27 protein-coding genes are annotated in these 19,886 nt (G+C 72.4%); 13 read left to right on the plus strand and 14 right to left on the minus strand.

All coding sequences use genetic code 11. From position 1 onward, the window contains the following. Nucleotides 1–32: 32 nt before the first annotated feature. A complete protein-coding gene (locus F4553_RS01230; protein WP_312875055.1) occupies nucleotides 33–560 on the minus strand; it encodes a DUF1062 domain-containing protein in 528 nt (175 codons plus the stop codon). A gap of 269 nt (nucleotides 561–829) precedes the next feature. On the opposite strand from F4553_RS01230, the gene F4553_RS01235 reads away from it, so the two are divergent. From F4553_RS01235 to F4553_RS01245, 3 genes are read left to right on the plus strand one after another with little or no spacing between them, the layout of a single operon-like run. Continuing rightward, nucleotides 830–1,174, plus strand: a complete 345-nt coding sequence (locus F4553_RS01235; RefSeq protein ID WP_184831002.1) for an ArsR/SmtB family transcription factor — start codon at nucleotides 830–832, stop codon at nucleotides 1,172–1,174. Further along, the gene (locus F4553_RS01240) at nucleotides 1,171–1,605 is read left to right on the plus strand and encodes an SRPBCC family protein (protein WP_312875056.1); all 435 of its coding nucleotides are present in this window, start codon (nucleotides 1,171–1,173) and stop codon (nucleotides 1,603–1,605) included. The genes F4553_RS01235 and F4553_RS01240 overlap by 4 nt, the downstream gene beginning before the upstream one ends. 26 nt (nucleotides 1,606–1,631) lie before the next feature. Continuing rightward, nucleotides 1,632–2,006, plus strand: coding sequence for a nuclear transport factor 2 family protein (locus F4553_RS01245; RefSeq protein ID WP_184831005.1), 375 nt, complete (start codon nucleotides 1,632–1,634; stop codon nucleotides 2,004–2,006). On the opposite strand, the gene F4553_RS01250 is transcribed toward F4553_RS01245, so the two are convergent. Continuing rightward, nucleotides 2,003–2,977: a hypothetical protein gene (locus F4553_RS01250; RefSeq protein ID WP_184831007.1), complete on the minus strand. Its 975-nt coding sequence runs from the start codon at nucleotides 2,975–2,977 to the stop codon at nucleotides 2,003–2,005. The genes F4553_RS01245 and F4553_RS01250 overlap by 4 nt on opposite strands. 54 nt (nucleotides 2,978–3,031) lie before the next feature. Continuing rightward, the gene (locus F4553_RS01255; protein ID WP_184831009.1) at nucleotides 3,032–3,574 is read right to left on the minus strand and encodes a CGNR zinc finger domain-containing protein; all 543 of its coding nucleotides are present in this window, start codon (nucleotides 3,572–3,574) and stop codon (nucleotides 3,032–3,034) included. 98 nt (nucleotides 3,575–3,672) lie between these two features. Here F4553_RS01255 and F4553_RS01260 point away from each other — a divergent pair, with 98 nt between their 5' ends. After that, on the plus strand, nucleotides 3,673–4,632 hold the full coding sequence (locus tag F4553_RS01260; protein ID WP_184831011.1) for an EamA family transporter: 960 nt from the start codon (nucleotides 3,673–3,675) through the stop codon (nucleotides 4,630–4,632). 64 nt (nucleotides 4,633–4,696) lie between these two features. Here F4553_RS01260 and F4553_RS01265 read toward each other — a convergent pair whose 3' ends face one another. The 4 genes from F4553_RS01265 to F4553_RS42180 form a co-directional block, all read right to left on the minus strand. After that, entirely contained in the window at nucleotides 4,697–4,984 is a 288-nt protein-coding gene (locus tag F4553_RS01265) for a DUF1905 domain-containing protein (protein ID WP_184831013.1), read from the minus strand. An 81-nt stretch (nucleotides 4,985–5,065) separates the two neighbouring features. Continuing rightward, entirely contained in the window at nucleotides 5,066–5,650 is a 585-nt protein-coding gene (locus F4553_RS01270; RefSeq protein WP_184831015.1) for an adenylate kinase, read from the minus strand. A 30-nt stretch (nucleotides 5,651–5,680) separates the two neighbouring features. After that, nucleotides 5,681–6,328, minus strand: a complete 648-nt coding sequence (locus F4553_RS01275) for a response regulator transcription factor (protein WP_184831017.1) — start codon at nucleotides 6,326–6,328, stop codon at nucleotides 5,681–5,683. Next, a complete protein-coding gene (locus F4553_RS42180; protein ID WP_221469647.1) occupies nucleotides 6,319–7,464 on the minus strand; it encodes a sensor histidine kinase in 1,146 nt (381 codons plus the stop codon). The genes F4553_RS01275 and F4553_RS42180 overlap by 10 nt, the downstream gene beginning before the upstream one ends. An 84-nt stretch (nucleotides 7,465–7,548) precedes the next feature. Here F4553_RS42180 and F4553_RS01285 point away from each other — a divergent pair, with 84 nt between their 5' ends. Both F4553_RS01285 and F4553_RS01290 read left to right on the plus strand, forming a co-directional pair. Then, nucleotides 7,549–7,986: a MarR family winged helix-turn-helix transcriptional regulator gene (locus F4553_RS01285; RefSeq protein ID WP_184831020.1), complete on the plus strand. Its 438-nt coding sequence runs from the start codon at nucleotides 7,549–7,551 to the stop codon at nucleotides 7,984–7,986. 93 nt (nucleotides 7,987–8,079) lie between these two features. After that, nucleotides 8,080–9,525, plus strand: a complete 1,446-nt coding sequence (locus F4553_RS01290; RefSeq protein ID WP_184831022.1) for an MATE family efflux transporter — start codon at nucleotides 8,080–8,082, stop codon at nucleotides 9,523–9,525. 18 nt (nucleotides 9,526–9,543) lie between these two features. Here F4553_RS01290 and F4553_RS01295 read toward each other — a convergent pair whose 3' ends face one another. Together F4553_RS01295 and F4553_RS01300 are read right to left on the minus strand one after the other, a co-directional pair. Next, complete coding sequence (locus F4553_RS01295) at nucleotides 9,544–10,338, minus strand: ABC transporter permease (protein ID WP_184831024.1); 795 nt, start codon at nucleotides 10,336–10,338, stop codon at nucleotides 9,544–9,546. After that, complete coding sequence (locus F4553_RS01300; protein ID WP_184831032.1) at nucleotides 10,335–11,255, minus strand: ATP-binding cassette domain-containing protein; 921 nt, start codon at nucleotides 11,253–11,255, stop codon at nucleotides 10,335–10,337. Before F4553_RS01300 ends, F4553_RS01295 begins: the two co-directional genes overlap by 4 nt. Before the next feature lie 193 nt (nucleotides 11,256–11,448). On the opposite strand from F4553_RS01300, the gene F4553_RS01305 reads away from it, so the two are divergent. Together F4553_RS01305 and F4553_RS01310 are read left to right on the plus strand one after the other, a co-directional pair. Next, a complete protein-coding gene (locus F4553_RS01305; RefSeq protein ID WP_184831034.1) occupies nucleotides 11,449–11,778 on the plus strand; it encodes an STAS domain-containing protein in 330 nt (109 codons plus the stop codon). Nucleotides 11,779–11,873: 95 nt separating this feature from the next. Continuing rightward, complete coding sequence (locus tag F4553_RS01310; RefSeq protein ID WP_184831036.1) at nucleotides 11,874–12,257, plus strand: ATP-binding protein; 384 nt, start codon at nucleotides 11,874–11,876, stop codon at nucleotides 12,255–12,257. A 19-nt stretch (nucleotides 12,258–12,276) separates the two neighbouring features. On the opposite strand, the gene F4553_RS01315 is transcribed toward F4553_RS01310, so the two are convergent. Both F4553_RS01315 and F4553_RS01320 read right to left on the minus strand, forming a co-directional pair. Continuing rightward, nucleotides 12,277–15,528: a SpoIIE family protein phosphatase gene (locus F4553_RS01315; protein ID WP_184831038.1), complete on the minus strand. Its 3,252-nt coding sequence runs from the start codon at nucleotides 15,526–15,528 to the stop codon at nucleotides 12,277–12,279. Between the two features lie 54 nt (nucleotides 15,529–15,582). Beyond that, nucleotides 15,583–15,915 carry a helix-turn-helix domain-containing protein gene (locus tag F4553_RS01320; protein ID WP_246465793.1) on the minus strand — a complete coding sequence of 111 codons (333 nt, stop codon included), beginning with the start codon at nucleotides 15,913–15,915 and terminating at the stop codon, nucleotides 15,583–15,585. Nucleotides 15,916–16,144: 229 nt separating this feature from the next. Between F4553_RS01320 and F4553_RS01325 the strand changes: the two genes are divergently transcribed. From F4553_RS01325 to F4553_RS01330, 3 genes are all read left to right on the plus strand, one after another. Further along, the gene (locus F4553_RS01325; RefSeq protein ID WP_184831042.1) at nucleotides 16,145–16,384 is read left to right on the plus strand and encodes a hypothetical protein; all 240 of its coding nucleotides are present in this window, start codon (nucleotides 16,145–16,147) and stop codon (nucleotides 16,382–16,384) included. Nucleotides 16,385–16,433: 49 nt separating this feature from the next. Then, entirely contained in the window at nucleotides 16,434–16,559 is a 126-nt protein-coding gene (locus F4553_RS41650) for a hypothetical protein (protein ID WP_281394927.1), read from the plus strand. Between the two features lie 69 nt (nucleotides 16,560–16,628). After that, the gene (locus tag F4553_RS01330; protein WP_221469649.1) at nucleotides 16,629–16,790 is read left to right on the plus strand and encodes a hypothetical protein; all 162 of its coding nucleotides are present in this window, start codon (nucleotides 16,629–16,631) and stop codon (nucleotides 16,788–16,790) included. On the opposite strand, the gene F4553_RS01335 is transcribed toward F4553_RS01330, so the two are convergent. After that, on the minus strand, nucleotides 16,744–17,559 hold the full coding sequence (locus F4553_RS01335) for a phosphotransferase (protein ID WP_184831044.1): 816 nt from the start codon (nucleotides 17,557–17,559) through the stop codon (nucleotides 16,744–16,746). The two genes, F4553_RS01330 and F4553_RS01335, sit on opposite strands and share 47 nt — an antisense overlap. 105 nt (nucleotides 17,560–17,664) lie before the next feature. Between F4553_RS01335 and F4553_RS01340 the strand changes: the two genes are divergently transcribed. Further along, on the plus strand, nucleotides 17,665–18,276 hold the full coding sequence (locus F4553_RS01340; protein WP_184831046.1) for a dihydrofolate reductase family protein: 612 nt from the start codon (nucleotides 17,665–17,667) through the stop codon (nucleotides 18,274–18,276). On the opposite strand, the gene F4553_RS01345 is transcribed toward F4553_RS01340, so the two are convergent. Further along, nucleotides 18,273–18,704, minus strand: a complete 432-nt coding sequence (locus F4553_RS01345) for a MarR family winged helix-turn-helix transcriptional regulator (RefSeq protein ID WP_184831049.1) — start codon at nucleotides 18,702–18,704, stop codon at nucleotides 18,273–18,275. The genes F4553_RS01340 and F4553_RS01345 overlap by 4 nt on opposite strands. A gap of 93 nt (nucleotides 18,705–18,797) precedes the next feature. Here F4553_RS01345 and F4553_RS01350 point away from each other — a divergent pair, with 93 nt between their 5' ends. Continuing rightward, on the plus strand, nucleotides 18,798–19,235 hold the full coding sequence (locus tag F4553_RS01350) for a winged helix DNA-binding protein (RefSeq protein WP_184831051.1): 438 nt from the start codon (nucleotides 18,798–18,800) through the stop codon (nucleotides 19,233–19,235). On the opposite strand, the gene F4553_RS01355 is transcribed toward F4553_RS01350, so the two are convergent. Further along, nucleotides 19,232–19,876 (minus strand): class I SAM-dependent methyltransferase, encoded by a 645-nt coding sequence (locus F4553_RS01355; RefSeq protein WP_184831053.1) that lies wholly within the window; start codon nucleotides 19,874–19,876, stop codon nucleotides 19,232–19,234. The two genes, F4553_RS01350 and F4553_RS01355, sit on opposite strands and share 4 nt — an antisense overlap. Nucleotides 19,877–19,886: the final 10 nt, after the last annotated feature.

Below are 19,886 nucleotides of genomic sequence, written 5' to 3' on the forward strand. Positions count from 1 at the left end.
CGTGCCGGACCGGCCCCGGGGTCCGTGGGGACTCAGCGTTTGAGCGTGTAGGTGAAGTCGCCGGAGAGCTTGCCGCTCAGCCGGACCGCCGAGACGAGCTTCCCCTCGGTGATGAGCCGCTCGACCTCGCCCCGCGACAGGGCGAAGCCTTCGGCGATCAGCCGCGCCGGTCGGACGGGGATCCGCGCCCCGAACCGGACCGAGACATCGACCACCTCGCGGTCCAGATGGTCCGATCCGCCGGTGTCGAGACGCCAGGCGTCGTCCCAGTCGAGGGCGATGCGGTTGCGGTGCTGCACGACCGGGTCCTGGAGCAGTTCGGCTGCGAGGCCGAGGTCGTTGTCGTGCAGTCGGTCCAGCAGTTCGGGAGGGATGGAGCGCACATTGGTCCGCTCCAGAACCGTGAGCTTGGCGGTGTCCCCGCACGAGGTGCAGAGCACGAGGAGCCAGACATCGAGGAGCTTGTGGTTGGCGTTGACGCGGAATTTGCCGTTCGCCCGGAAGGTCTCGGACGCGCACGCGTGGCAGCGGCGCAGGACGAGGGGCATGCGGGTGGGCACGACGGCCCAGGATATGAGCACAGTGATACACCGGTTTCAGTGAGAAGTCCGCAGCAAAAAGGAGCGCGGCGCACAGGGCGCGACGCGCGACGAATCAGCGTTCGGCAGGTCTCACAGGGCGTACAACGGAACGTCCTCGGCTCGGCGGCATGGCTCGGCAGAACGGTAAGCGCGCCCGGCGGTGCCGGTCCACCGGTTTTCGCTGGTTTCCGCGCACCACTCAACAAACGGTTGCTTGTGAAAACAGTTGTTTGCGTTAGGGTGATGCCATGCCCGCCCCACTCGCGGCTCCCGGCCCGGGACTCGACGCCGCCTTCGCCGCCCTCGGCGACCCGGTCCGCCGCGCCCTGGTGACCCGCCTGGCTCGCGGCGACGCCACGGTGGGCGAGCTCGCCGAGCCGTTCGACATGACCCAGCAGGCCATCTCTCACCACATCGGCGTGCTGCGGCGATGCGGCCTGGTGGAGCAGCGGCGTGAGGGCACGCGGCGACCGTGCCGGCTGCGAGTCGACCGGCTGTCTCAGCTCGGCACCTGGATCGACGACCAGCGCCGGGCATGGGACGACCGGCTCAGCGCCCTCGAAGCGCACCTCACCGACGGAGCGGCCCTGTGACCGGCGCGGAACTGCACGGCGACGAGCTGATCGCCCGGCGCCGCCTGTCGGCGGCACCCGCGCGGGTCTGGACCGCGTTCACGTCACCGGCGAGCATCGCGGCGTTCTGGGGCGGTTCGCACGCGACCGTTACCCCTGAGTCCGTGACCGTCGACCTCCGGCCCGGCGGAGAGTTCGCACTGGACACCCGGGCACCGAGCGGCGCGACCACCCGGCTCCGATTCGTGTATGTGAGCGTCGCCGCCCCGCACGAGCTCGTCTTCGACGAGCCGGTCACCGGGCTCCGCACGACCGTGACCCTCCACGCCGTCGGCGACGGCACGGATCTGACGGTCCACCAGCGCCGGCTTCCCCCGGAGCTCCGGACGGCACAGGCGGCCGACGGGCTCGCGTCGATCCTCGACTCCCTCGCCGCACACCTGCGGCACTGATCCACCGCACCAGGACGGAGACCACGATGGACCGGACCACGCAGCGCCACCTCGTCGAGGAGTATTTCGGCGGGTTCCGCACGAGCGACCACCCGCGCATCCTCGCGACCCTCACCGACGACGTCGAGTGGGTCATCCACGGCCATCGGACCACCCGCGGCAAGGCCGAGTTCGACGGCGAGATCGAGAATCCGGCCTTCACCGGCAGCCCCGAGCTCGACGTCCAGCGCGTCTACGAGGACGGACCGGTCGTCGTCACCACGGGCGAGGGCCGAGGTGTCAGCCTCGACCACGGGCCGTTCCGCTTCGCCTTCAACGACCTCTTCACCTTCCGCGACGGACTCATCGCCCGTGTCGACTCCTACGTCGTGCCGCTGCCGCAGGACCAGGCTCTCCGCTAGCCGATGTCCAGTACCGGCAGGAGGACCGAGCGGAGCGCCGCGCGTTCGGTCGCCAGATCGGTGGCGCGGCCGGTGAGTTCGCGGAGCAGCTCCGCCAGCGGCCATCGGGCGAGGTGGCCGTACCGGGCTGCGTAGACGGCGACGGAGTCCAGGGCGTACTCGTCGGCGAAGTCGAGCAGCGCGTACCCGAGCAGCTGGTAGAGCGTCGAACCGTCGAGGCCGAGGCGGCGGGTGCCGTCGGCGCGTTTGCCGCCGAGCCCGGACTTCATCTCGACGAGGAGCCCGCCGGCGATGAAGTCGGCGTCGGCCGCCATGAGCCGGGAACCCTCGAAGGCCGGCCCGAGCGCCCACACGCCGGTGCGCTGCGCGATCGGCGCGACCAGCGCCGTGGCGGCGAGGTCGGCGAGCTGCCCGAGCTCGTCCACCGCGGCGGTCGGGGCGATGGCCAGCAGGTCGTCGGCGTCGATCCGGCCCCCGCCGTCGAGGGCGGCGAGAGCGGATTGCGGATGGACCCCGCCGATCCGGAAGACCTCGGTGAGCAGGGCCAGTGCCCAGCAGCCACGCAACAGCAGCTCCCGATCGGCGGTCGACCCGGCCGCCGGGCCGGTGAAGGTCGCGACTCCGGCGGCACCGTCGTCGTCGACGGCGATGCCCAGCCGCAGGATCAGGTCCATGGCCGCGTCCGCCAGGGCGGGGGACCGCCGCCACACCCCCGCGAGCGCGAGATCGGGGCTGGGGAACGGGTGCAGCTGGAACCGCACCGCCCAGTCGAACGCCGTACCCAGCGTCCCCGGATGCGCTCCCGCACTGCCGATCAGGATCGGCCCGGCCGAGTCGCGATAGCGATGCTGGACGGCTTTGGCGTACGGGTAGCGGGTGGTGAAGTGGACCGCGACCGGTGACGCGGCCCGGCCGAGCTCATAGGTGAGCGGGCCCCAGCCGGGCACCAGGGGAGTGGAGGGGGAGGTCATGGCGGTCAACATATGACCCTCCACAGCGGACGCCGGAAGGCGGTCGGCGCGGTGTCAGCCCTTGGCGGCGGCCTTGCGGGCGCGGTAGGCGGTGACCGCCGCACGGTTGCCGCAGGTGGTGTCGCAGAAGCGCTTGGAGCGGTTCTTCGTCAGGTCGACCATGACGCTGCCGCAGTCCGGGATGTCGCAGGTCCGCAGCCGGCTCAGCTCGCCGAAGCGGACGACGTCGACGAAGGCCATTGCCGCCTCCACGGCCATCCGCGCGGCCAGCGGCGCGTCGGCCGGGGTCGCGTGCAGGTGGTACGCCCACTCGTCGTGCCGGACCAGCTGCGGCAACGCGTTGAACTCGCGCAGGAGGGTGTTGGTGATCTCGACGATCTCGTCCTCGTCGGCGGACCAGATCCGGCGCAGGCGGGGGCGCAGGTCCCGGACCGCCTGGAGCTCGGCGAGGGTGCGGTCCCGCTGACCGGTCCAGCCGTTGGCCCGGACGAACTCGTCGAGCGCGGCCAGGTCGGCCAGCCCTTCCTCGTCCCCGTCGGTGTTGACCAGGGCGGCGGCGGCGACCAGCGAAACCTCGGTGTCATGGGCAAAAACCATCTTGACTCCTGTCACACGCTCGCATACTGTCATGAGCATAGACGTGTTTTGCTCATGACGACAGTTGCCCACGGCACTGACGGCGATCGGAGAAGCTCATGCGCCCCACCGCCAGGTTCGGCCTCGGTCTGGCGCTGCTGTCCGCGGTCACCTTCGGCACGTCCGGCACGTTCGCCCGGTCGCTGATCGACGCGGGCTGGTCGGCACCGGCCGCCATCATCGCCCGCATCGGCATCGCGTCACTGGTCCTCGCCGTCCCCGCCGCCTTCGCGCTGCGCGGCCGGTGGCACGTCCTGCGCCGCAACCTCGGGACCGTCGGCGTCTTCGGGCTGCTCGCGGTCGCGGGCGCCCAGGTCGCCTTCTTCAACGCAGTGCGCTACCTGCCGATCGGGGTCGCGCTGCTCCTGGAGTATCTCGGCATCATCCTCGTCGTCGGCTGGATGTGGGTCGCCCACGGCCAGCGGCCGCGCCGCCTCACGGTCGCCGGCTCCGTCGCCGCCATGCTGGGCCTGGCCTTCGTCCTCGATCTGACCGGCGGCGACCGCATCGACCCGGTCGGCGTGGTGTGGGGCCTGAGCGCCGCCATCGGCCTGGCCGTCTACTTCGTCCTGTCGGCCAGGATCGACCCCGAGTTGCCGTCGATGGCGGTCGCGAGCGGCGGCATGGCCGTCGGCACCGGCGCGCTGGTGCTCCTCGGCGCCGTCGGCATCCTGCCGCTGCACGCCACCTTCGGCGATGTGCAGTTCGCCGGCAGCACGATGAGCTGGCTGGTGCCGATCCTCGGGTTGTCGCTGGTCGCCGCCGTCGTCGCCTACATCTCCGGCATCGGCGCGGCGCGGATCCTCGGCGCCCGGCTCTCGTCGTTCGTCGGGCTGACCGAGGTGCTCTTCGCGGTCCTCATCGCCTGGCTGGTCCTCGACGAGCTGCCGACGCCCGTGCAGATGCTCGGCGGCGGGCTGATCGTGGCCGGTGTGGTGCTGGTGCGCATCGACGAACTCCGTCCGGAGCGAGCCGGGATCGACCAGGACATCCGCACGCCCGCACTGGTGGACGCGTAGCGCGATTCGTAGATCTGGTGCGTTTCCGTCATCATGACGACCGAAAACGCACCAGATCTACGAACTAGATGTCGACGGTCAACTGGACCGCGACCGTGTCGCCCACGTCGAGGTCCTCGGCCTTGCGCACCGCCGCCTTGACCGGCACGACGTAGCCGCCGTCCTTCGGGAACAGCGACGTCGTGCAGTCGGTCTCCCCGATGCGGGCCGCGACCGGGATCATGCCCCAGCCGTATGTCACCGCCGACGAGGCGGCGGCCAGCGCAGCGCACTCCGCCTCCGGGACGGTGATGAAGTGCCACGGCGCAGGGCCCTTCCAGAACCACACCTCGCCGCTGAATTCCAGGTTCATGCGCCCAGGATAGGGCGCCGCTGGGACAGCGGCCGTCGCCGCCGACCCGCCGCCGGAGGCCGTGCCGCGACGGAGGGCTCGCTACCGGTCGGGGTGGGTGTCCGCCCCGTCGATGCCGGTGATGATCGCCTGGGTGACGCTGTCGATGGGTTCGGCACCGTCGACGGTGACGACCGTCGCACGCTCGGCGTAGTAGTCCAGCAGGGGTGCGGTGAGGTCGTCGAACACCTGCAGCCGGTGCTCGGCGACGGCGGCGGTGTCGTCGGTGCGGCCCGACTTCGCGCCCCGGCCGAGCAGCCGCCGCACCAGGTCGGGCCTGGGTACGCGCAGGTAGACGGCGATCCGGATGGCGAGTCCGAGCGGCTCGGCGACGGCGTGCGCGGCGCGGGCCTGGTCGACGGTGCGGGGGAAGCCGTCGAGGATGTAACCGCCGCGCCCGCCGGCCTCGGCGACGGGCCCGCGCAGCACGTCCATCACGATCTCGTCGGGGACGAGGTCGCCGCGGTTGAGATAGCCGGCGACGGTCTGCCCGATGCCGGTGTGGGCCGTGACGTGCTCGCGCAGCAGGTCCCCGCTGGAGATGTGCTCGATGCCGTAGTGGGCGGCGACCCGGGTGGCCTGGGTCCCCTTGCCACTGCCCGGGGCACCGATCATCAGCAGTCTCATCGCGGGCTCCGTCGTTGTCGGGAAGATCGGTCAGCCGTCGAGGTAATGCAGGATCGCCAGCACCCGGCGGCTGTAGCCGGGCGTCTGGGGCAGTTCCAGCTTTTCCATGATCGAGTTTACGTGCTTCTCGACCGTACTCAGGGAGACATGCAGCCGGTCGGCGATCGCCCCGTTGACCATGCCCGCCGCCAGATGGCGCAAAACCTGCGACTCGCGCTCGCTCAGCCGGAGCAGCCGGTCGGCGTGCGAGGTACGGGCGAGCAGCTGCCGGACCACCTCGGGGTCGAAGACGGCCTCCCCGGCACGGACGCGCTCGATCGAGCCGAGGAAGTCGCCCACCTCCGACACCCGGTCCTTGAGCAGGTACCCCAGGCCGCCACCGCCGACCCCGGCGAGCAGCGTGGCGGCGTAGGTCTTCTCGACATACTGCGACAGCACCAGCACGCCCGTACCCGGATGGCGCTCGCGGATCTCCAGCGCCGCCCGCAGCCCCTCGTCGGTGTGGGTGGGCGGCATCCGCACGTCGATGACGGCGAGGTCGGGCCGGTGCGCCTCGACCGCGGCGAGCAGCGCGGGCGCGTCGCCGACCGCGGCGACGACCTCGTGGCCGGCGTCCTCGAGCAGCCTGCTCAGACCCTCGCGCAGCAGCACCGAGTCGTCGGCGAGGATCAGTCGCACGGTGCCGCCCGGGGCAGGGTCGCGGTGACGGTCGTCGGCCCGCCGACCGGGCTGTCGACCGTGAGGTCGCCGTCGAGGGCGCGGCACCGCCGTGCCAGGCCGGCCAGGCCGCTGCCGGACGGGTCAGCGCCGCCGCTGCCGTCGTCGGAGATCACCACGCGCACCGCCTGATCGTCGCAGGTGAGGATGACCAGGATGTCATGGGCGCCCGCGTGCTTGACGGCGTTGGTGATCGCCTCGCGGGCCACGAAGTAGAGCGCGGTCTCCACGGCGGAGACGGGCCGCTCGGTGAGCCCGTCGTGCACGGTCACCGGCACCGGGGACCGCTCGGCGACCCCGGCGAGCGCCGCGCGCAGGCCGAGCTCGTCCAGCGCGGTCGGGTAGATCCGCCAGGCGACGCTGCGCAGCTCGTCGAGGAGGTGCCGCGACTCGGCGTAGGCCTGGTCCAGCAGCGCGGCCGTGGTCGTCGCATCGGTGGCGTGCCGGGCGCGTCCCAGCAGCACCGCGAGGGCGACACCGCGCTGCTGCACCCCGTCGTGCAGGTCGCGCTCGATGCGCCGCCGCTCGTCGTCGACGGCCCGGACGATGCCGGACCGGGTGGCGGTCAGCTCGGCGATGCGCCGCCGCATCGTCTCCCGCCCGTCGGGGTTGAGGAACCGGTCGGCGAGCCGCCGCTCGGCAGCCCCGACCGCGAGGAGCAGGAGCACCGCCACCGCGGCGAGCAGCGCCGCGAGGGCCAGTCCGAGGGCCCAGCTGCTGGTGGCGAGCTTGACCCCGGGCAGCTCCACCGGCACGGGGGAGGAGCGGCCCGAGATCACTTCCCACAGCGCGCCGCCGAGGAAGAGGGCGCTGAGGAACGCGACGGGTGCGCTCGCGGCCGCGGCGGCGATGCCGAGGGCGGCGCGGACGGCGAGGTAGCCCGGCCCGCCGGTGCGGGTCGTGCCGTGGTCGAACCAGGCCGCGAGCCGGGCCCGTTCCAGCGCGATCAGCCGCGCGACGGCCCGGTCGACGCTGGTCCGGGCCGCCCCGATGAGCCGCAGCGGCGTGCCGACGGTGACGAGGGCGAGCTCCACCACGGCGAGCGGCATGCCGAGAAGCACGCCGACGAGGGTACGGATCGTGCGTCCACCGGGCACGGGAACGAAGTCTAGGGGCATACACCGGTCCCGTGATCAGTTCGAGCGTTGACAGTTAGAGTTCGAACAGTTAGAGTTCTAATTATGGACGCACCGGAACTCACAGGCACTCTCGGACTGGTCCGCTGGATCGGATGGGCGCAGCGAAAGGCGGGCGAGGACTGGATCCGAGCCCGTGAGCTCACCCATGAGCAGGCCTTCGTGCTCGGCTACCTGGTCCAGAACCCCGGTGCCATCCAGCGCGACATCGCCGAGGTGAGCCGCACGAGCGCGGCGAGCGTCTCGAGCCTGCTGCAAGGGCTGGAGCGCCGCGGCCTCGTCGAGCGCCGCACGGAGAGCGGCAACGAGCGCAGCAAGCGCGTCTACGCGACGCCGGTCGGAGTCGAGCTCATCGCCGGGTTCGACACCGCGATGGCCGCCGCCGACGACACGATCCTCGCCCCGCTGGACCAGGCCGAGCGGGCCGCCCTGCACGCCCTGCTCACGAAGATCACCGCGGAACTGCCGCAGCCGACCCGCTAACGACCGCAGCCGCGCGGCAGGGCCGCGCACCACCACCTCACCGTGCCGGCGCCCGCCGGCGCGCGATCCACCCTGCCCGGAAAAGGAGCAGTCATGACAACCACCGCGAACCTCGAAACCCCGGCGCAGGCCGCCGTCGGCACCAACCGCTGGTACCTCTCGGCCGCGCCGATCGTCCGCGCCCTCATCCACCTCTGCGTGCCGATGGCCGCCGCGATGATCGTCGGCGCCGTCTACAACCTCATCAACGCCGGCTTCATCGGCTCGCTGCACGACACCTCGCTGCTCGCCGCGATCACCTTCGGCGCGCCGGTGCTGGGCCTGGTCATGGCGATCGGCAACGTGTTCGGCGTCGGCGGCGGGGCCCTGGTCTCGCGCCTGCTCGGCGCCGCGGAGCACGAACCCGCCAAGGCCGGCGAGATCAGGCGGGTGTCGTCCTTCGCCGTCTGGGGCTCCGTGATCGTCGGCGCCGTGCTCGGCGGCATCGGGCTGCTCGCGCTGCACCCGCTCGTGTCGGCCCTCGGCGCGGACACCGCCGCCGCACCTGCGACGCGAGCCTTCGTCGCCGTCATGCTCGCCTTCGTCCCCGTCCTCGCCGCTGCGGTCTGCCTCGAACAACTCGTCCGGGCGGAGGGCGCCGCACGGCAGGTGATGATCGGGCTGATCGCCTCCGCCGTCGCCAACGTCGTCTTCGACGTCCTGTTCATCCTGGTGCTGCACTGGGGCGTCGCCGGTGCGGCGCTCGGCATGGGACTGGCGAACCTCGTGGTCGTCGGCTACTTCGCCGTCTGGCTGGCCCGCCACAGCGAGCACATGAGCCTCGCACCGCGCTGGTTCACGCTCGCGCCGGCCGTGCTGAAGCCCGTCCTCGGCGTGGGCGTCGGCACCCTGCTCCAGTCCGCCTTCCTCATCGTCACCTCGCTGGTGCTCAACAACCTGGCAGCCGCCTACGGCGACGACCCGCTCGCGGCGATGGGCGTCGCGGTCCGCATCGCGCAGGTGCCGGAGTTCCTGGTCATGGGCGTGACGTTCGGAGTGCTGCCGCTGCTCGCCTACTCCTACGGCAAGGGCGACCGCGCCCGCCTCACCTCGGCCCTGCGCGCCTCCGCCATCACGGTCGGCGGCATCGCCCTGGTCTTCTCGACGGCCGTGTTCATCCTCCGCGAGCAGGTGTTCTCCGCATTCGTGGCGGACCACTCGGTCCTGGCGATCGGTGTCACGATCCTCACCGCGCAGCTCGTGGCGATGATCGCGAACGGGTTCACCGGCCTGCTCACCTCGCTGTTCCAGGCCACCGGGCGGGTGCTCGCGGCGACCGTGATGTCGGTGACGCAGGGCGTCCTGTTCATCCCGATCGTGATCCTCGGCAACCTCTGGTTCGGGCTGGCCGGCATCATCTGGGCGCTGACCGTCACCGAGGGCATCGTGCTGCTCGCCGGGGTCGTGATGTGGCTCGCGTCCCGCCGCGCGATCGACCGCGGCCTCGCCGAGGGCAGCCCCGAGCGCGCCGAAGAGGCGCTCGAGCACGCCGAGGGCTGATCCTCTGCCCACGACCGGCTACGCGTCGCGCCGGCGCAGCGCGGCGTAGCCGACGCCCATCGCGAGCGCGGCCCAGCCCACCAGCCAGCCCAGGCCCTCGGCGGCGGGGTAGGGCATCGGGCCGCCGGTCAGGGCGTCGTCGCTGCCCATGAAGGCCAGCCCGGCGAAGAGCGGCAGGCGCATCGCCACCGCCAGCGCCGCCTCGCTCCCGGTCATCACCAGCATCATCGGGAATCCGACCAGCGCCAGGAACACCACCGTCAGCGTCCCCGCCGCACTGCGCAGCGCCGTGCCGGCCCCGAGGGCGAACAGGCCGACGAGGGCGAGGAAGGCCCCGACCCGGGCGAGGTCGACCGCGGTCCGCCCGGGCGGCAGCGTCGCATAGCCGCCGAACAGCTCCGTCGAGAGCACCGCGTAGGTCGCTCCCGCCGCCACCGCACCCGACACGATCCCGGCGACGAAGATCACCGGTACGATGACGAGCGCCTTCGCCGCGAGCAGCCGCCCCCGGACCGGCGTGGCCTGCAGGGTGGTGCGGATGCCGCCGCCGGCGTACTCGGCGGTGATGGCGAGCATCGCCAGGGTGATCAGCGTGAACTGGACGAAGACCGCCGCGGAGATTACCGGCTGGGTGGCGGCGAACGGGGTGCCCGGGCCGGCGGCGTTGAGCATGTCGGTCGCCCTGGCGCCGCCGAGGGTGAACGCGCTGAGCACCATCAGCGCGACCGTGCCCGCAAGGCACCACCAGGTCGACCGGACCGACCACAGCTTGGTCCACTCCGAACCCATGACCTGCCGCACTTCGCGCATCATGCCTCTGCTCCCGTCGTCTGCGCGCCGAACTCGACGCTGTCCGCCGTCAACCGCTGGTAGGCCTGCTCCAGCGACGCGCTGCGGACGCTGAGCTCGTGCAACCGGATGCCCGCGTCGAAGGCGGCGTCGCCGACCCGGTCCAGGGCCGCTCCCGTCACCTCCAGCTCGTTCTCGGCGACCCGCCGGACCGCCATCCCCGCCGCACGCAGCCGCCCGGCGAGGTCACCGGCGTACGGGCTGCGCACCACCACGCTCGCCAGGGTGCCGCCGTCGATCACGTCCGCCAGCGGCGCGTCCGCGAGCAGGCGCCCCTTGCCGATGACGACGAGGTGGTCGGCGGTGAGCTGCATCTCGCTCATCAGGTGGCTGGAGACGAAGACGGTGCGGCCCTGCGCCGCGAGCTCGCGCATCAGGTGCCGGACCCAGCGCACACCGTCGGGGTCGAGCCCGTTGACCGGCTCGTCGAAGATCAGCACCGCGGGGTTGCCGAGCAGTGCGCCGGCGATGCCCAGCCGCTGGCTCATGCCCAGCGACAGGGTCCCGGCCCGCTTGCGTGCCGCACCGCCCAGGCCGACGGTCTCCAGCACCTGGCCCACCCGGCGGGCCCCGATGCCGTTGCTGCGCGCCAGGGCCAGCAGGTGCGCCTCCCCGCTGCGCCCGGGGTGCACGGCGCGGGCGTCGAGGAGCGCCCCGACCGTACACAGCGGATTCTTGATCTGGTGGTAAGGGCGACCGCCGATGAGCGCGACGCCCGCGGTCGGGCGGTCGAGGCCGAGGATCATGCGCATCGTGGTCGACTTGCCCGCGCCGTTGGGTCCGAGGAAACCGGTCACCGTGCCCGGCCGGAGTGCCAGGGACAGGCCGTCGACGGCGAGGCGCTCGCCGTAGCGCTTCGTCAAGCCTTGCAGACTGATCATGCCTCGACGCTAGGCAGTGGCGGTGCTGCGGACCATGGGGCCAATCCGGCGGATCCGATGGCGGAAAACCGTAACCGGCGAACGTCCCGGCACCGAGATCCGCCGCACGGCCGACCGGTTGCGTGTGTAACCTGCGATTGTGCCGCGCCGCATCGGGTATGAGCGAGCACATGGGTATCGAGGGGGAGTCGGAGTGGGGCTGACGATCGACGTGTCGCAGGCCGATCCCGGCCCGGTCCGGGTGGCGATAGCGGGGGACGTCGACCTCGCCACCGTGCCGGAGCTGTCGGCGGCGCTCACCGCGGCGGTGAGCGGGCGCCCGCAGGCGATCGTCGTCGACCTCGGCGGTGTCACGTTCCTGGACTCCAGCGGGATCGCCGCCCTGATCACCGGCTACCAGCTCGCCGAGGAGCACGGTGTCGGCTTCGCCGTCACCAACCCCCGTGAACGCATCCGGTGGGTGCTCGACCTCGCCGGCGTCTGGCCCTACCTCTCCGGTGAGGAGATCGAGGCGGGCACCTGACCACCACGAGACCAGACGGCTGGCGGTGTTTCGCGGCGGCGACGCCGGGGTAGGCATGATCCGAGCCCGGATCGGGCAGAAAAGCAGGTACCAAAATGGCTGAGCCGAACGCGGTGTACCTGGAGTTCACGCTGAACGGGCTGGCCTTGGTCCGCGGGCTGGTACGGGACGCGGCAGCGGAGGCCGGTTGCGGCAGCCGCAGCGACGACCTGGTCCTGGCCGTGAGCGAGCTCGCCACCAACGCCATCCGCCACGGTGGCGGGCGCGGTCGGCTCACCGTCGAGCGCACCGCCGACGGCCTCGTGGTCGAGGTGCAGGACTGGGGACCCGGCCTGCACCGCGACCTGGCCCGGGACCGCCCGCAACCGACCACGCAGGGCGGGCGCGGGCTGTGGATCACCCGGAAGCTGTTCCCGGATCTCGCCATGATCAACCGATCGGACGGCCTCACCGCACGGCTCTTCCTGCGTCCCGCGTGACCCGGGCGCGGCCGAGGCGTCAGGCCGACCGACGTACGGCGAGCAGGGCGATGTCGTCGTCGGCGTCGGTGCCACCAGCGTCGAGCAGCGCGTCCACGGCCGTACCCAGGTCGGTCAGGTCGAGCTCCGCGACCCGGCGCAACAGCTTGTCGAGCGAGTCGCGGGGCTGCTCGGTCCGGCGCTCGACCAGGCCGTCGGTGTAGAGCAGCAGCATCGAACCGGGCGCCAGGACGACGTCGGTGTCGCGATAGCGGGTGCCGGACCGCACCCCCAGGGGCAGCGAGGCGGGTACGGCCACCTCGCCCACGCCGTCCGGGGAGCGGACGATGGGCAGCGGGTGCCCGGCGTTGACCATCGTGGTGTGCCCGGTCGCCGGATCGATGAACGCGATGACCATGGTGGCGAGCCTCGTGGCCCCGGCGGCCGGCAGCAGGCGGTTGACCGTCGAGCACAGCTCGGCCGGGCCGGCGCTGTCGGCCGCCAGAGCCCGCAGCAGCAGCCGGATCTGGTTCATGGCGATCGCCGCGGTGAGGTCGTGTCCGATGACATCGCCGACCGTGACCATCAGCCTGCCGTCGGGGAGCATCAGCGCGTCGTACCAGTCGCCGCCGACATCGACCGCGGCGACCGCGGGCCGGTAGCGCGCGACGATCTCGGCCGAGGCGAGCCGGGGGAGCGAGGTGGGCAGGAGGCTGCGCTGCAGGGCGTGGGAGATACCCCGCTCGCGGCGGTAGTCGAGCAGGTTCTCGATGCGCCGGCTCGCGACCAGGGCGAGCTGCTCGACGAGGCGGAGGTCCTCCTCGCCCAGCTCCGCTCCCGGCCGCGGATCCAGGTCGATGGAGCCGAGCGCCGACCCGTCGTCGGCGGTGAGCGGGATCCGCACGGACCCGGCGCCCGGCTCCCCGGGCTCCGGCCAGGTGGTGGCGGGCCGGACCAGCGTCACCGAGCAGGCCCCCGCGCTGGTCCTGTCGCGCACGAACTCCCGCGCCGCGGCGGCGATGTCGTCCAGGGTGTCCGCGGAGATGATCTGGATCGCGACGCCCGCGAGCGCCTCCAGCTGGGCGGCGTGGCGCAGCGCCCGCGCGCCCACCTCGCGCCGCACACCCGCCAGGTGCAGGTTCGACCGGACCCGGCTGACCAGCTCCCGGGCGGTGAACGGCTTGACGAGGTAGTCGTCCGCACCGGCCCGCAGGCCCTCCAGCGTCGCCTCCTCGCCCGCTCGCGCCGAGAGCAGCAGCACCGGCACCCCGGCCGTCGCCGGATCCGCGCGGACCGCCGCGAGCAGGTCCAGGCCGCTGGCGCCGGGCAGCATCACGTCGCTGAGGATGAGGTCCGGCAGCGCCCCGGCGAGTGCGTCGAGGGCCGGTTCGGCGGCGGCGAAGGCGACGACATCCCAGGCGGGGCGCAGCAGATTGGTCAGATAGTCGCGCATGTCGGTGCTGTCGTCCACGACCCAGATCGTCGCCTCGCCGCCCTCGGCCCGCACCGCCGAGGCGGCCAGCGGATGCGGGTCCGGCCGGTGGGCGCCGTGCTCGCCGAGGTCCTCGACGACGTCGGCGGGCGACGCGGACAGGGCGCGCGGCGCCACCACCTGCCCCGTCGCCACCTGCGCCGGGTCCAGGTGCCCGGTGCCGAACGGGACCGTCACCACGAACGTCGATCCGACGCCGGGCGTACTCCGCGCGGTGACGCGGCCGCCGTGCCGGTCGACGAGCTCGCGGACGAGCGCCAGCCCCAACCCGCTGCCGGCCCGGGTCGTCGCGGGGCCGGTCTCGGCCCGCCGGAACCGATCGAACACGAACGGCAGGTCAGCGGCGGCGATGCCGATGCCGGTATCGGCGACCTCCAGCCGGGCGGCGTCCCCGGCCCGGGTGAGCCGCACCGTGACCGTGCCCCGGTCGGTGAACTTCACCGCGTTCGCGCACAGGTTCGTGACGATCTGCTCCCACATCTCCCGGTCGACGTGGACGGCTTCGCCGAGCGGCTCGCAGTCGATGACGAGGTCGAGCCCCGCCGACTCCGCTGCACCGCGGAAGATGCTGGTCAGGTCGGCGGTGAGCGCCGACAGGTTCGTGGGCTGGTAGGTCGCGGCGACCCGGCCGGCCTCCAGCCGGGAGATGTCGAGCAGGCTGTTGACGAGCGTGAGGACCCGGCGGCCGTTGCGCTGCGCCATCGTCATCGACGCGCGCAGGTCGGCGGGGAGCCGGTCGTCGTCGGCGGCGGCGGCGAGCGGTCCCAGCAGCAGGGTCAGCGGGGTACGGAACTCGTGGCTGATGTTGCTCAGGAACGCCGTCTTCGCCTGGTCCAGCTCCTCCAGCGCCCGAGCACGCCGGGCGGCTGCCTCGAACCCCTCCGCCACCGCGAGCGCCGCGCCGATCACCGCCGCCACCTGCGCGACGAAGTCGCCGTAGGGGAGGTCGAACGGGATCCGCGGGTTCACGTCCATGACGAGCACGGCGGCCGGTCCGGGGGAGCCGAGGCGGGCGACCGGAGCGGCGACCACCACGGGCCGGCCCAGCTGATAGGGCGCCGACGGCACGGCGGCGTTCTCCACGACGACCCGCCCGGCTGCCGTTGCGGCCGCCACCAGCCGGTCGACCTCCGCCGGGCCGACGCCGCCGCGTGCCGGGTCGCCGCCGCCCCAGGAGAGGGTCTGCGGCGGTGTGCCGTCGAGGATCCGCAGGTGTCCGGAGAGGACATCGTCGCGGTGGCGGCCCAGGACCGCGACGGCGGTGTCGAACACCTCCCCGGCGCTGGGCAGCGCGGCGAGCGACGAGGCCAGGTCGCGCAGCAGCACCGAGCGCCGCTCGGCGATCACCTGCGCGGTGGTCTCCAGCGCCACGCAGAAGACGCCCTCGATCGGGTCGATGCCGACCGGGCTGAACGTGTAGACGAAGTAGCACTCCTCGGCGAACCCGGCCCGGTCCAGGAAGAGCCGCTGGTCCTGCTCCCAGGTCGCCGCGCCGGTCGTCAGCACACCGTGCAGCATCGGGCCGATGACATCCCAGATCTCCGGGAAGCACTCCTGCGCGGTCTGGCCCAGCGCGGCGGGATGCTTCGCGCCGATCAGCGGCGCGTAGCCGTCGTTGTAAACCTGGACCAGGTCGCGGCCCCAGAAGACGATCGCCGGGATCCGGGCGCCGAGGACCAGCCCCACGGTCGTCTTGAGCGCGTCGGACCAGCCGTCGACGCTCCCCAGCGCGGTCGCCGCCCAGTCGGTGGCAAGAACAAGATCACGGAGGGTACGCGGCGGCGGGCTCGCGGGATCCATCCGGAGAGTCTCGCACAGCACCACCGGCGGAACTCCGTGATCGCCACAGCCGGGTCAGCGCCCGGGGCGCGCCGGGTTCCTCGCCGGGCCGCGTCGGCGGTTCAGCAGCCACCACGCGGTCACCAGGTCCTCGGTGCGTTTGAGGTCGAGGCCGGTGAGCTGCTGGAACCGCTGCACCCGGTACCGGACGGTGTTCGGGTGCACGCCGAGCCGCTGCGAGACCTCGCGTACCCGCTGGTTGCACTCGAGGTAGACCCGGGTGGTCTCCTCGATGTCGTGGTTCGCCCGGACCGGGCCGTCGAAGGCCTGCAGGTGCCGGTCGGACAGGCGGGCGGCGCTACTACGGCCTCGACCTGGCCGACGCCGGGCGATCGGCGACCTCGTCATCGGTGTCATCGGGCTGCTGGTCGGCGGCCGGGGGGCTGAACCGGGCCGCGGCGAAGTCGACATCCGCCCGGGTCGTCGTGGCGGCGGTCTGCTTGGCCGCGGCCGCGGTCCGCCTTCGCCGGGCTCGCCGCCGGGCAGCAGGCGCTGTGGCAGCTCGTGGTGTTCCTGAGCGTGAGCTACCTGCTGGGGATCATCTACCTGGCGGCAGCGGTCCGGGGCGATCGGCCTCATGGCGGCGATCGGCTACCTGCTCGCCGGCGCCGGCGACCGGATCGGGGTCGGTCTCCTGTCCGACGCCCTCGCCCCGGACTCGACCGGGTCCGTCGACGGCGCCGCGCAGGGACTGCAGCAGGCGATGATGCTCGCCGTTCCGGTGGCGTTCGCGGTCGCGGCTTTCGGCATGATCCTCGCCGCCCGGTTCGTCAAGGCCGACCGCGCCGCCATGCTCGCGCCCGAGCCCGCACTCTGACCGGCCGTCGGAGCGCATTCCCTATTCCTTGAGTAGGAGAAGCGAGACCATGGTGCAGGTCGGCGACCTCACGCTGGACATCACCGAGCAGAACCGGGCCGTGGAACGCGTCCTGGCCACGATCGACAACCCGCGCCACCGCTACCTCCTGCAGGTCTACCTGCGCCACCGGTAGCTGGACAAGGAGGTCGACCTGAGGTTCGTGGTCGGCTAGACGCCGCTCGAATTCAGCGACACCCTGCGGATGCTCGCCGACGGCAAGGTCGACCCGGCGGGGCTGATCACCGGCACGGTCGGCCTCGACGGCGTACCGGCCGCCTTCGAGGCGCTCGCCCGGCCCGACGACCACGCCAAGATAATCATCGATCCCGGTCGAACAGCCGCCCCAGCGCCCGGCGGGCGTTGAGCGTGTAGGGATCGCGGCCGGTCTCCAGCCCGAAGGCGAGATCCTCCACTGTGGTGCACCGGGCGTAGAACAGCACCCGCTCCCGGGTCCGGTGGTCCAGCCCGGGGCGGAGCTCGTCCAGGGCGGGCAGGCCCAGGTCGCGGACGAGCCGGCCGAGGTCGGCGGCCGGGTCGGCGACGGCGCAGTCGGTCCAGTCGATGACGCCGGTGATCTCGCCGCCGACGGTCAGGATGTGCTCGGCACCGAGGTCGTTGTGCGTGAAGACCAGGTCGTCGGCCGGCGCCGGCGGATCCGTGTCGAGGAACTCCGCGACCAACCGCCGGACCTCGTCGGGCAGCCGTCCGGCGAGCTCCCGGGTCTCGTCCAGCCACTCGCGCGGCGGGGTGTCGTCCACACCGGCCAGCTCGCCCAGCAGGTCCGCCGGTGCTGCGTGCAGGCGGGCGAGGAAGGCGCCCAGCGTGTCGGCGTAGCCGCTGCGGTCGGGGCGTTCCAGCAGCGCAACGCCGGGCAGCAGGCGGTAGACGAGCAGGCCGTGCTCGGGGCGGACCAGCACCGGTTGCGGGGTGGGCAGCGTCGCGTGGCCGGGCAGCGCGGCCAGGATCGCCGCGTCCCGCTGCACCGCTTCGGCGGCGTCGGGCCCGTCGGCCACGCGGGCCACCAGGTCGCCGTTGATCGCGTACGCCCGGTGGTCCAGCCCGCTGCCCAGCGGCGCGACCGAGCGGACCGGCAGCCACTCCGCGAGCAGAAGGCGGACATCATGCGGCGTCACGCCCACAAGATAACCCTCGGTGAGTGGCGATGGTCGATCCAGATGCGGCCGGCGGGCGGATCGCCTTTACTGGAGTCGACACGTCGGGCGAGTGGGGGAGAGATCATGCGGAAGATCACGGCAGGCCTTTTCATCTCACTCGACGGGGTCGTCGAAGCGCCGGACCAGTGGCATTTTCCGTACTTCAACGACGAGATGGGCGCCTCGGTCGACGCCACCCTCGGTGCCGCCGACACCATGCTGCTCGGGCGCAAGACCTACGACAGCTTCGCCGGTGCCTGGCCCGATCGGGAGGCGGCCGGCGGCGAGGACGCCCACTTCGCGGCGAAGCTCGGCGATGCGCGCAAGATCGTCGTGTCGAACCAGCGGCTCGACTTCACCTGGCGCAACTCCGAGCAGCTCCGGGGCGACTTCGTGGAGGCGGTCACGGCGCTGAAGAACGAACCCGGTGACAGCGCCATCGCCATGAGCGGGTCGGTCTCGATCGTCCGCCAGCTGCTCGCCGCCGGGCTGCTCGACGAGCTGCACCTGCTGGTGCACCCGATCGCCGTTCGCAAGGGCGAGCGGCTGTTCGACGACGGCGAGCCGTCGATCCCGCTGACCCTGATCTCGTCGCAGACGTTCAAGACCGGCGTGCTGAGCCTGCTCTACGCACCGGCCGGGACGGTCGGCACCGGCGGCTACGAGGAAGCCAGGACCCACCTGCCGCAGGACTAGGGGGCGGCCTGGTCCAGAACCCGAGTGAGCAGCCGGATCAGGGTCGCGCGCTCGTCCGGCGACAGCGGGGCCAGCAGCTGATCCTGCACCCCGGTCAGAACCTCGTCGAGGTGGTCCAGGCGCGCGGTGCCCGCGCCGGTGATCGTGACGGTGTTGCGGCGCCGGTCGTCCGGATCGGGGGAGCGCTCGATCAGGGCCTGGTCGGCGAGCTCGTTGAGGGCGGCCACGACGTCGCTGCGGTCGATGCCGGTCCGCCGTCCCAGCACGGCCTGGCTGGCCGGGCCGCCGTCGGCGAGCGCGGCGAGCAGCCGGTAGTGGTAGCCCCGGGAGCCTTGGGCGGCGAAGGTGTCCGCGACCAGCCGGTGGGCGTGCGCCGCGGTCTGGGTGAGCAGCCAGCTCGGCAGCGCGGCCAGCCGCGGGGGTGTCATGACCCGACCGTATCAGATCGTTGGTGCTGCCAACGATCTGATACCGTGTTCTCGCAACCGTTGGTGTTGCCAACGACTATGGACGGAGTCACCATGACGCTCACCCCTCAGATCGTCGGCCAGGCGGAGAACGCGCACCTGCCGGTGCTCGCGCGGATCCTGGCCCGCACCGGCACCACGAAGAACCAGTGGGTGGCGCTCACCCTCACCGCCGCCGCGGGCGGCTCGTTCGACCGGGACCAGCTCGCCGGCCGCCTCCATGCCGCCCTGAAGATCGACGACGCTGCGGCCGCCACTGCCATCGCCGAGCTGGTGGACGCACGCCTGCTGGTCGGAGCGGGCACCACGGTCGCCCTCACCGAACAGGGCGCGGCGCTACACCGGCAGATCAGGTCCGCCGTCGACGAGGTGGTCGCGCGGGCCTACGGCGGCCTGCCGGCCGAGGATCTCGCCACGGCGGCCCGCGTCCTGGCCGTCATCACCGAACGCCTCAACGCCGAGACCGCCGAGACCGCGGCCGCCGCCCGTTAGACCGGTCGGCGGGCGAAGACGACGGCGCCCGGGTGGCTCTCGTCCGGGTCGAGCAGGATCTGGGCTTCGATCACGAACCCGGCCTCGCGCAGCCAGCCGCTGACCAGCTCCGGTGTCCGCCGGTGGACGTACACCCTCATCGGGTGCCCGCCGTAGCCCTCGGTCTTCAGCCGCGACCCCTCGCCGACATGGAAGCCGACCAGCAGCGGGCTGCCGGGGCGCAGCACCCGCCGGAAGTGCCGGAAGACGACGGGAACCTCGGCCTCCGGGATGTGGATCAGCGACCAGAAGGCGAGCAATCCCGCCACCGAGGCGTCGGCGAGCTCCAGCTCCGTCATCGAACCCACCTCGAACCGCAGACGGGGATGGTCCCCCCGGGCCACCTCGATCATCGCCGGGGAGAGGTCGATGCCGAAGGTGTCGAGGCCCAGCCCGTGCAGGTGGGCGGTGACGTGTCCCGGCCCGCAGCCCACGTCCGCCACCGGCCCGTCGCCCGCGGCACGGACCAGGTCGGCGAACAGGGCCAGAACCCCCAGCAGGTACGGCTCACCGGTCAACACCTCGCGCACCTGATCGGCGTAGCTGGCCGCGACCGTGTCGTAGGAGGTGCGGGTGTCAGCCAACCAGGTGTCCGCCGTCATGCCGACACGC

The organism is Allocatelliglobosispora scoriae, assembly GCF_014204945.1.
Taxonomy (GTDB): domain Bacteria; phylum Actinomycetota; class Actinomycetes; order Mycobacteriales; family Micromonosporaceae; genus Allocatelliglobosispora; species Allocatelliglobosispora scoriae.

Coding starts and splice junctions, on each gene's coding strand:
- F4553_RS01265 (WP_184831013.1), bottom strand. CDS start 4,984: ATGAACCTGGAATTCAGCGGCGAGGTGTGGTTCTGGAAGGGCCCTGCG.
- F4553_RS01250 (WP_184831007.1), bottom strand. CDS start 2,977: ATGACCTCCCCCTCCACTCCCCTGGTGCCCGGCTGGGGCCCGCTCACC.
- F4553_RS01235 (WP_184831002.1), top strand. CDS start 830: ATGCCCGCCCCACTCGCGGCTCCCGGCCCGGGACTCGACGCCGCCTTC.
- F4553_RS01260 (WP_184831011.1), top strand. CDS start 3,673: ATGCGCCCCACCGCCAGGTTCGGCCTCGGTCTGGCGCTGCTGTCCGCG.
- F4553_RS01245 (WP_184831005.1), top strand. CDS start 1,632: ATGGACCGGACCACGCAGCGCCACCTCGTCGAGGAGTATTTCGGCGGG.
- F4553_RS01255 (WP_184831009.1), bottom strand. CDS start 3,574: ATGGTTTTTGCCCATGACACCGAGGTTTCGCTGGTCGCCGCCGCCGCC.
- F4553_RS01350 (WP_184831051.1), top strand. CDS start 18,798: ATGACGCTCACCCCTCAGATCGTCGGCCAGGCGGAGAACGCGCACCTG.
- F4553_RS01295 (WP_184831024.1), bottom strand. CDS start 10,338: ATGATGCGCGAAGTGCGGCAGGTCATGGGTTCGGAGTGGACCAAGCTG.
- F4553_RS01345 (WP_184831049.1), bottom strand. CDS start 18,704: ATGACACCCCCGCGGCTGGCCGCGCTGCCGAGCTGGCTGCTCACCCAG.
- F4553_RS01340 (WP_184831046.1), top strand. CDS start 17,665: ATGCGGAAGATCACGGCAGGCCTTTTCATCTCACTCGACGGGGTCGTC.
- F4553_RS01330 (WP_221469649.1), top strand. CDS start 16,629: ATGCTCGCCGACGGCAAGGTCGACCCGGCGGGGCTGATCACCGGCACG.
- F4553_RS01270 (WP_184831015.1), bottom strand. CDS start 5,650: ATGAGACTGCTGATGATCGGTGCCCCGGGCAGTGGCAAGGGGACCCAG.
- F4553_RS01320 (WP_246465793.1), bottom strand. CDS start 15,915: ATGACGAGGTCGCCGATCGCCCGGCGTCGGCCAGGTCGAGGCCGTAGT.
- F4553_RS01290 (WP_184831022.1), top strand. CDS start 8,080: ATGACAACCACCGCGAACCTCGAAACCCCGGCGCAGGCCGCCGTCGGC.
- F4553_RS01355 (WP_184831053.1), bottom strand. CDS start 19,876: ATGACGGCGGACACCTGGTTGGCTGACACCCGCACCTCCTACGACACG.
- F4553_RS01300 (WP_184831032.1), bottom strand. CDS start 11,255: ATGATCAGTCTGCAAGGCTTGACGAAGCGCTACGGCGAGCGCCTCGCC.
- F4553_RS01310 (WP_184831036.1), top strand. CDS start 11,874: ATGGCTGAGCCGAACGCGGTGTACCTGGAGTTCACGCTGAACGGGCTG.
- F4553_RS01325 (WP_184831042.1), top strand. CDS start 16,145: ATGGCGGCGATCGGCTACCTGCTCGCCGGCGCCGGCGACCGGATCGGG.
- F4553_RS01315 (WP_184831038.1), bottom strand. CDS start 15,528: ATGGATCCCGCGAGCCCGCCGCCGCGTACCCTCCGTGATCTTGTTCTT.
- F4553_RS41650 (WP_281394927.1), top strand. CDS start 16,434: ATGGTGCAGGTCGGCGACCTCACGCTGGACATCACCGAGCAGAACCGG.
- F4553_RS01285 (WP_184831020.1), top strand. CDS start 7,549: ATGGACGCACCGGAACTCACAGGCACTCTCGGACTGGTCCGCTGGATC.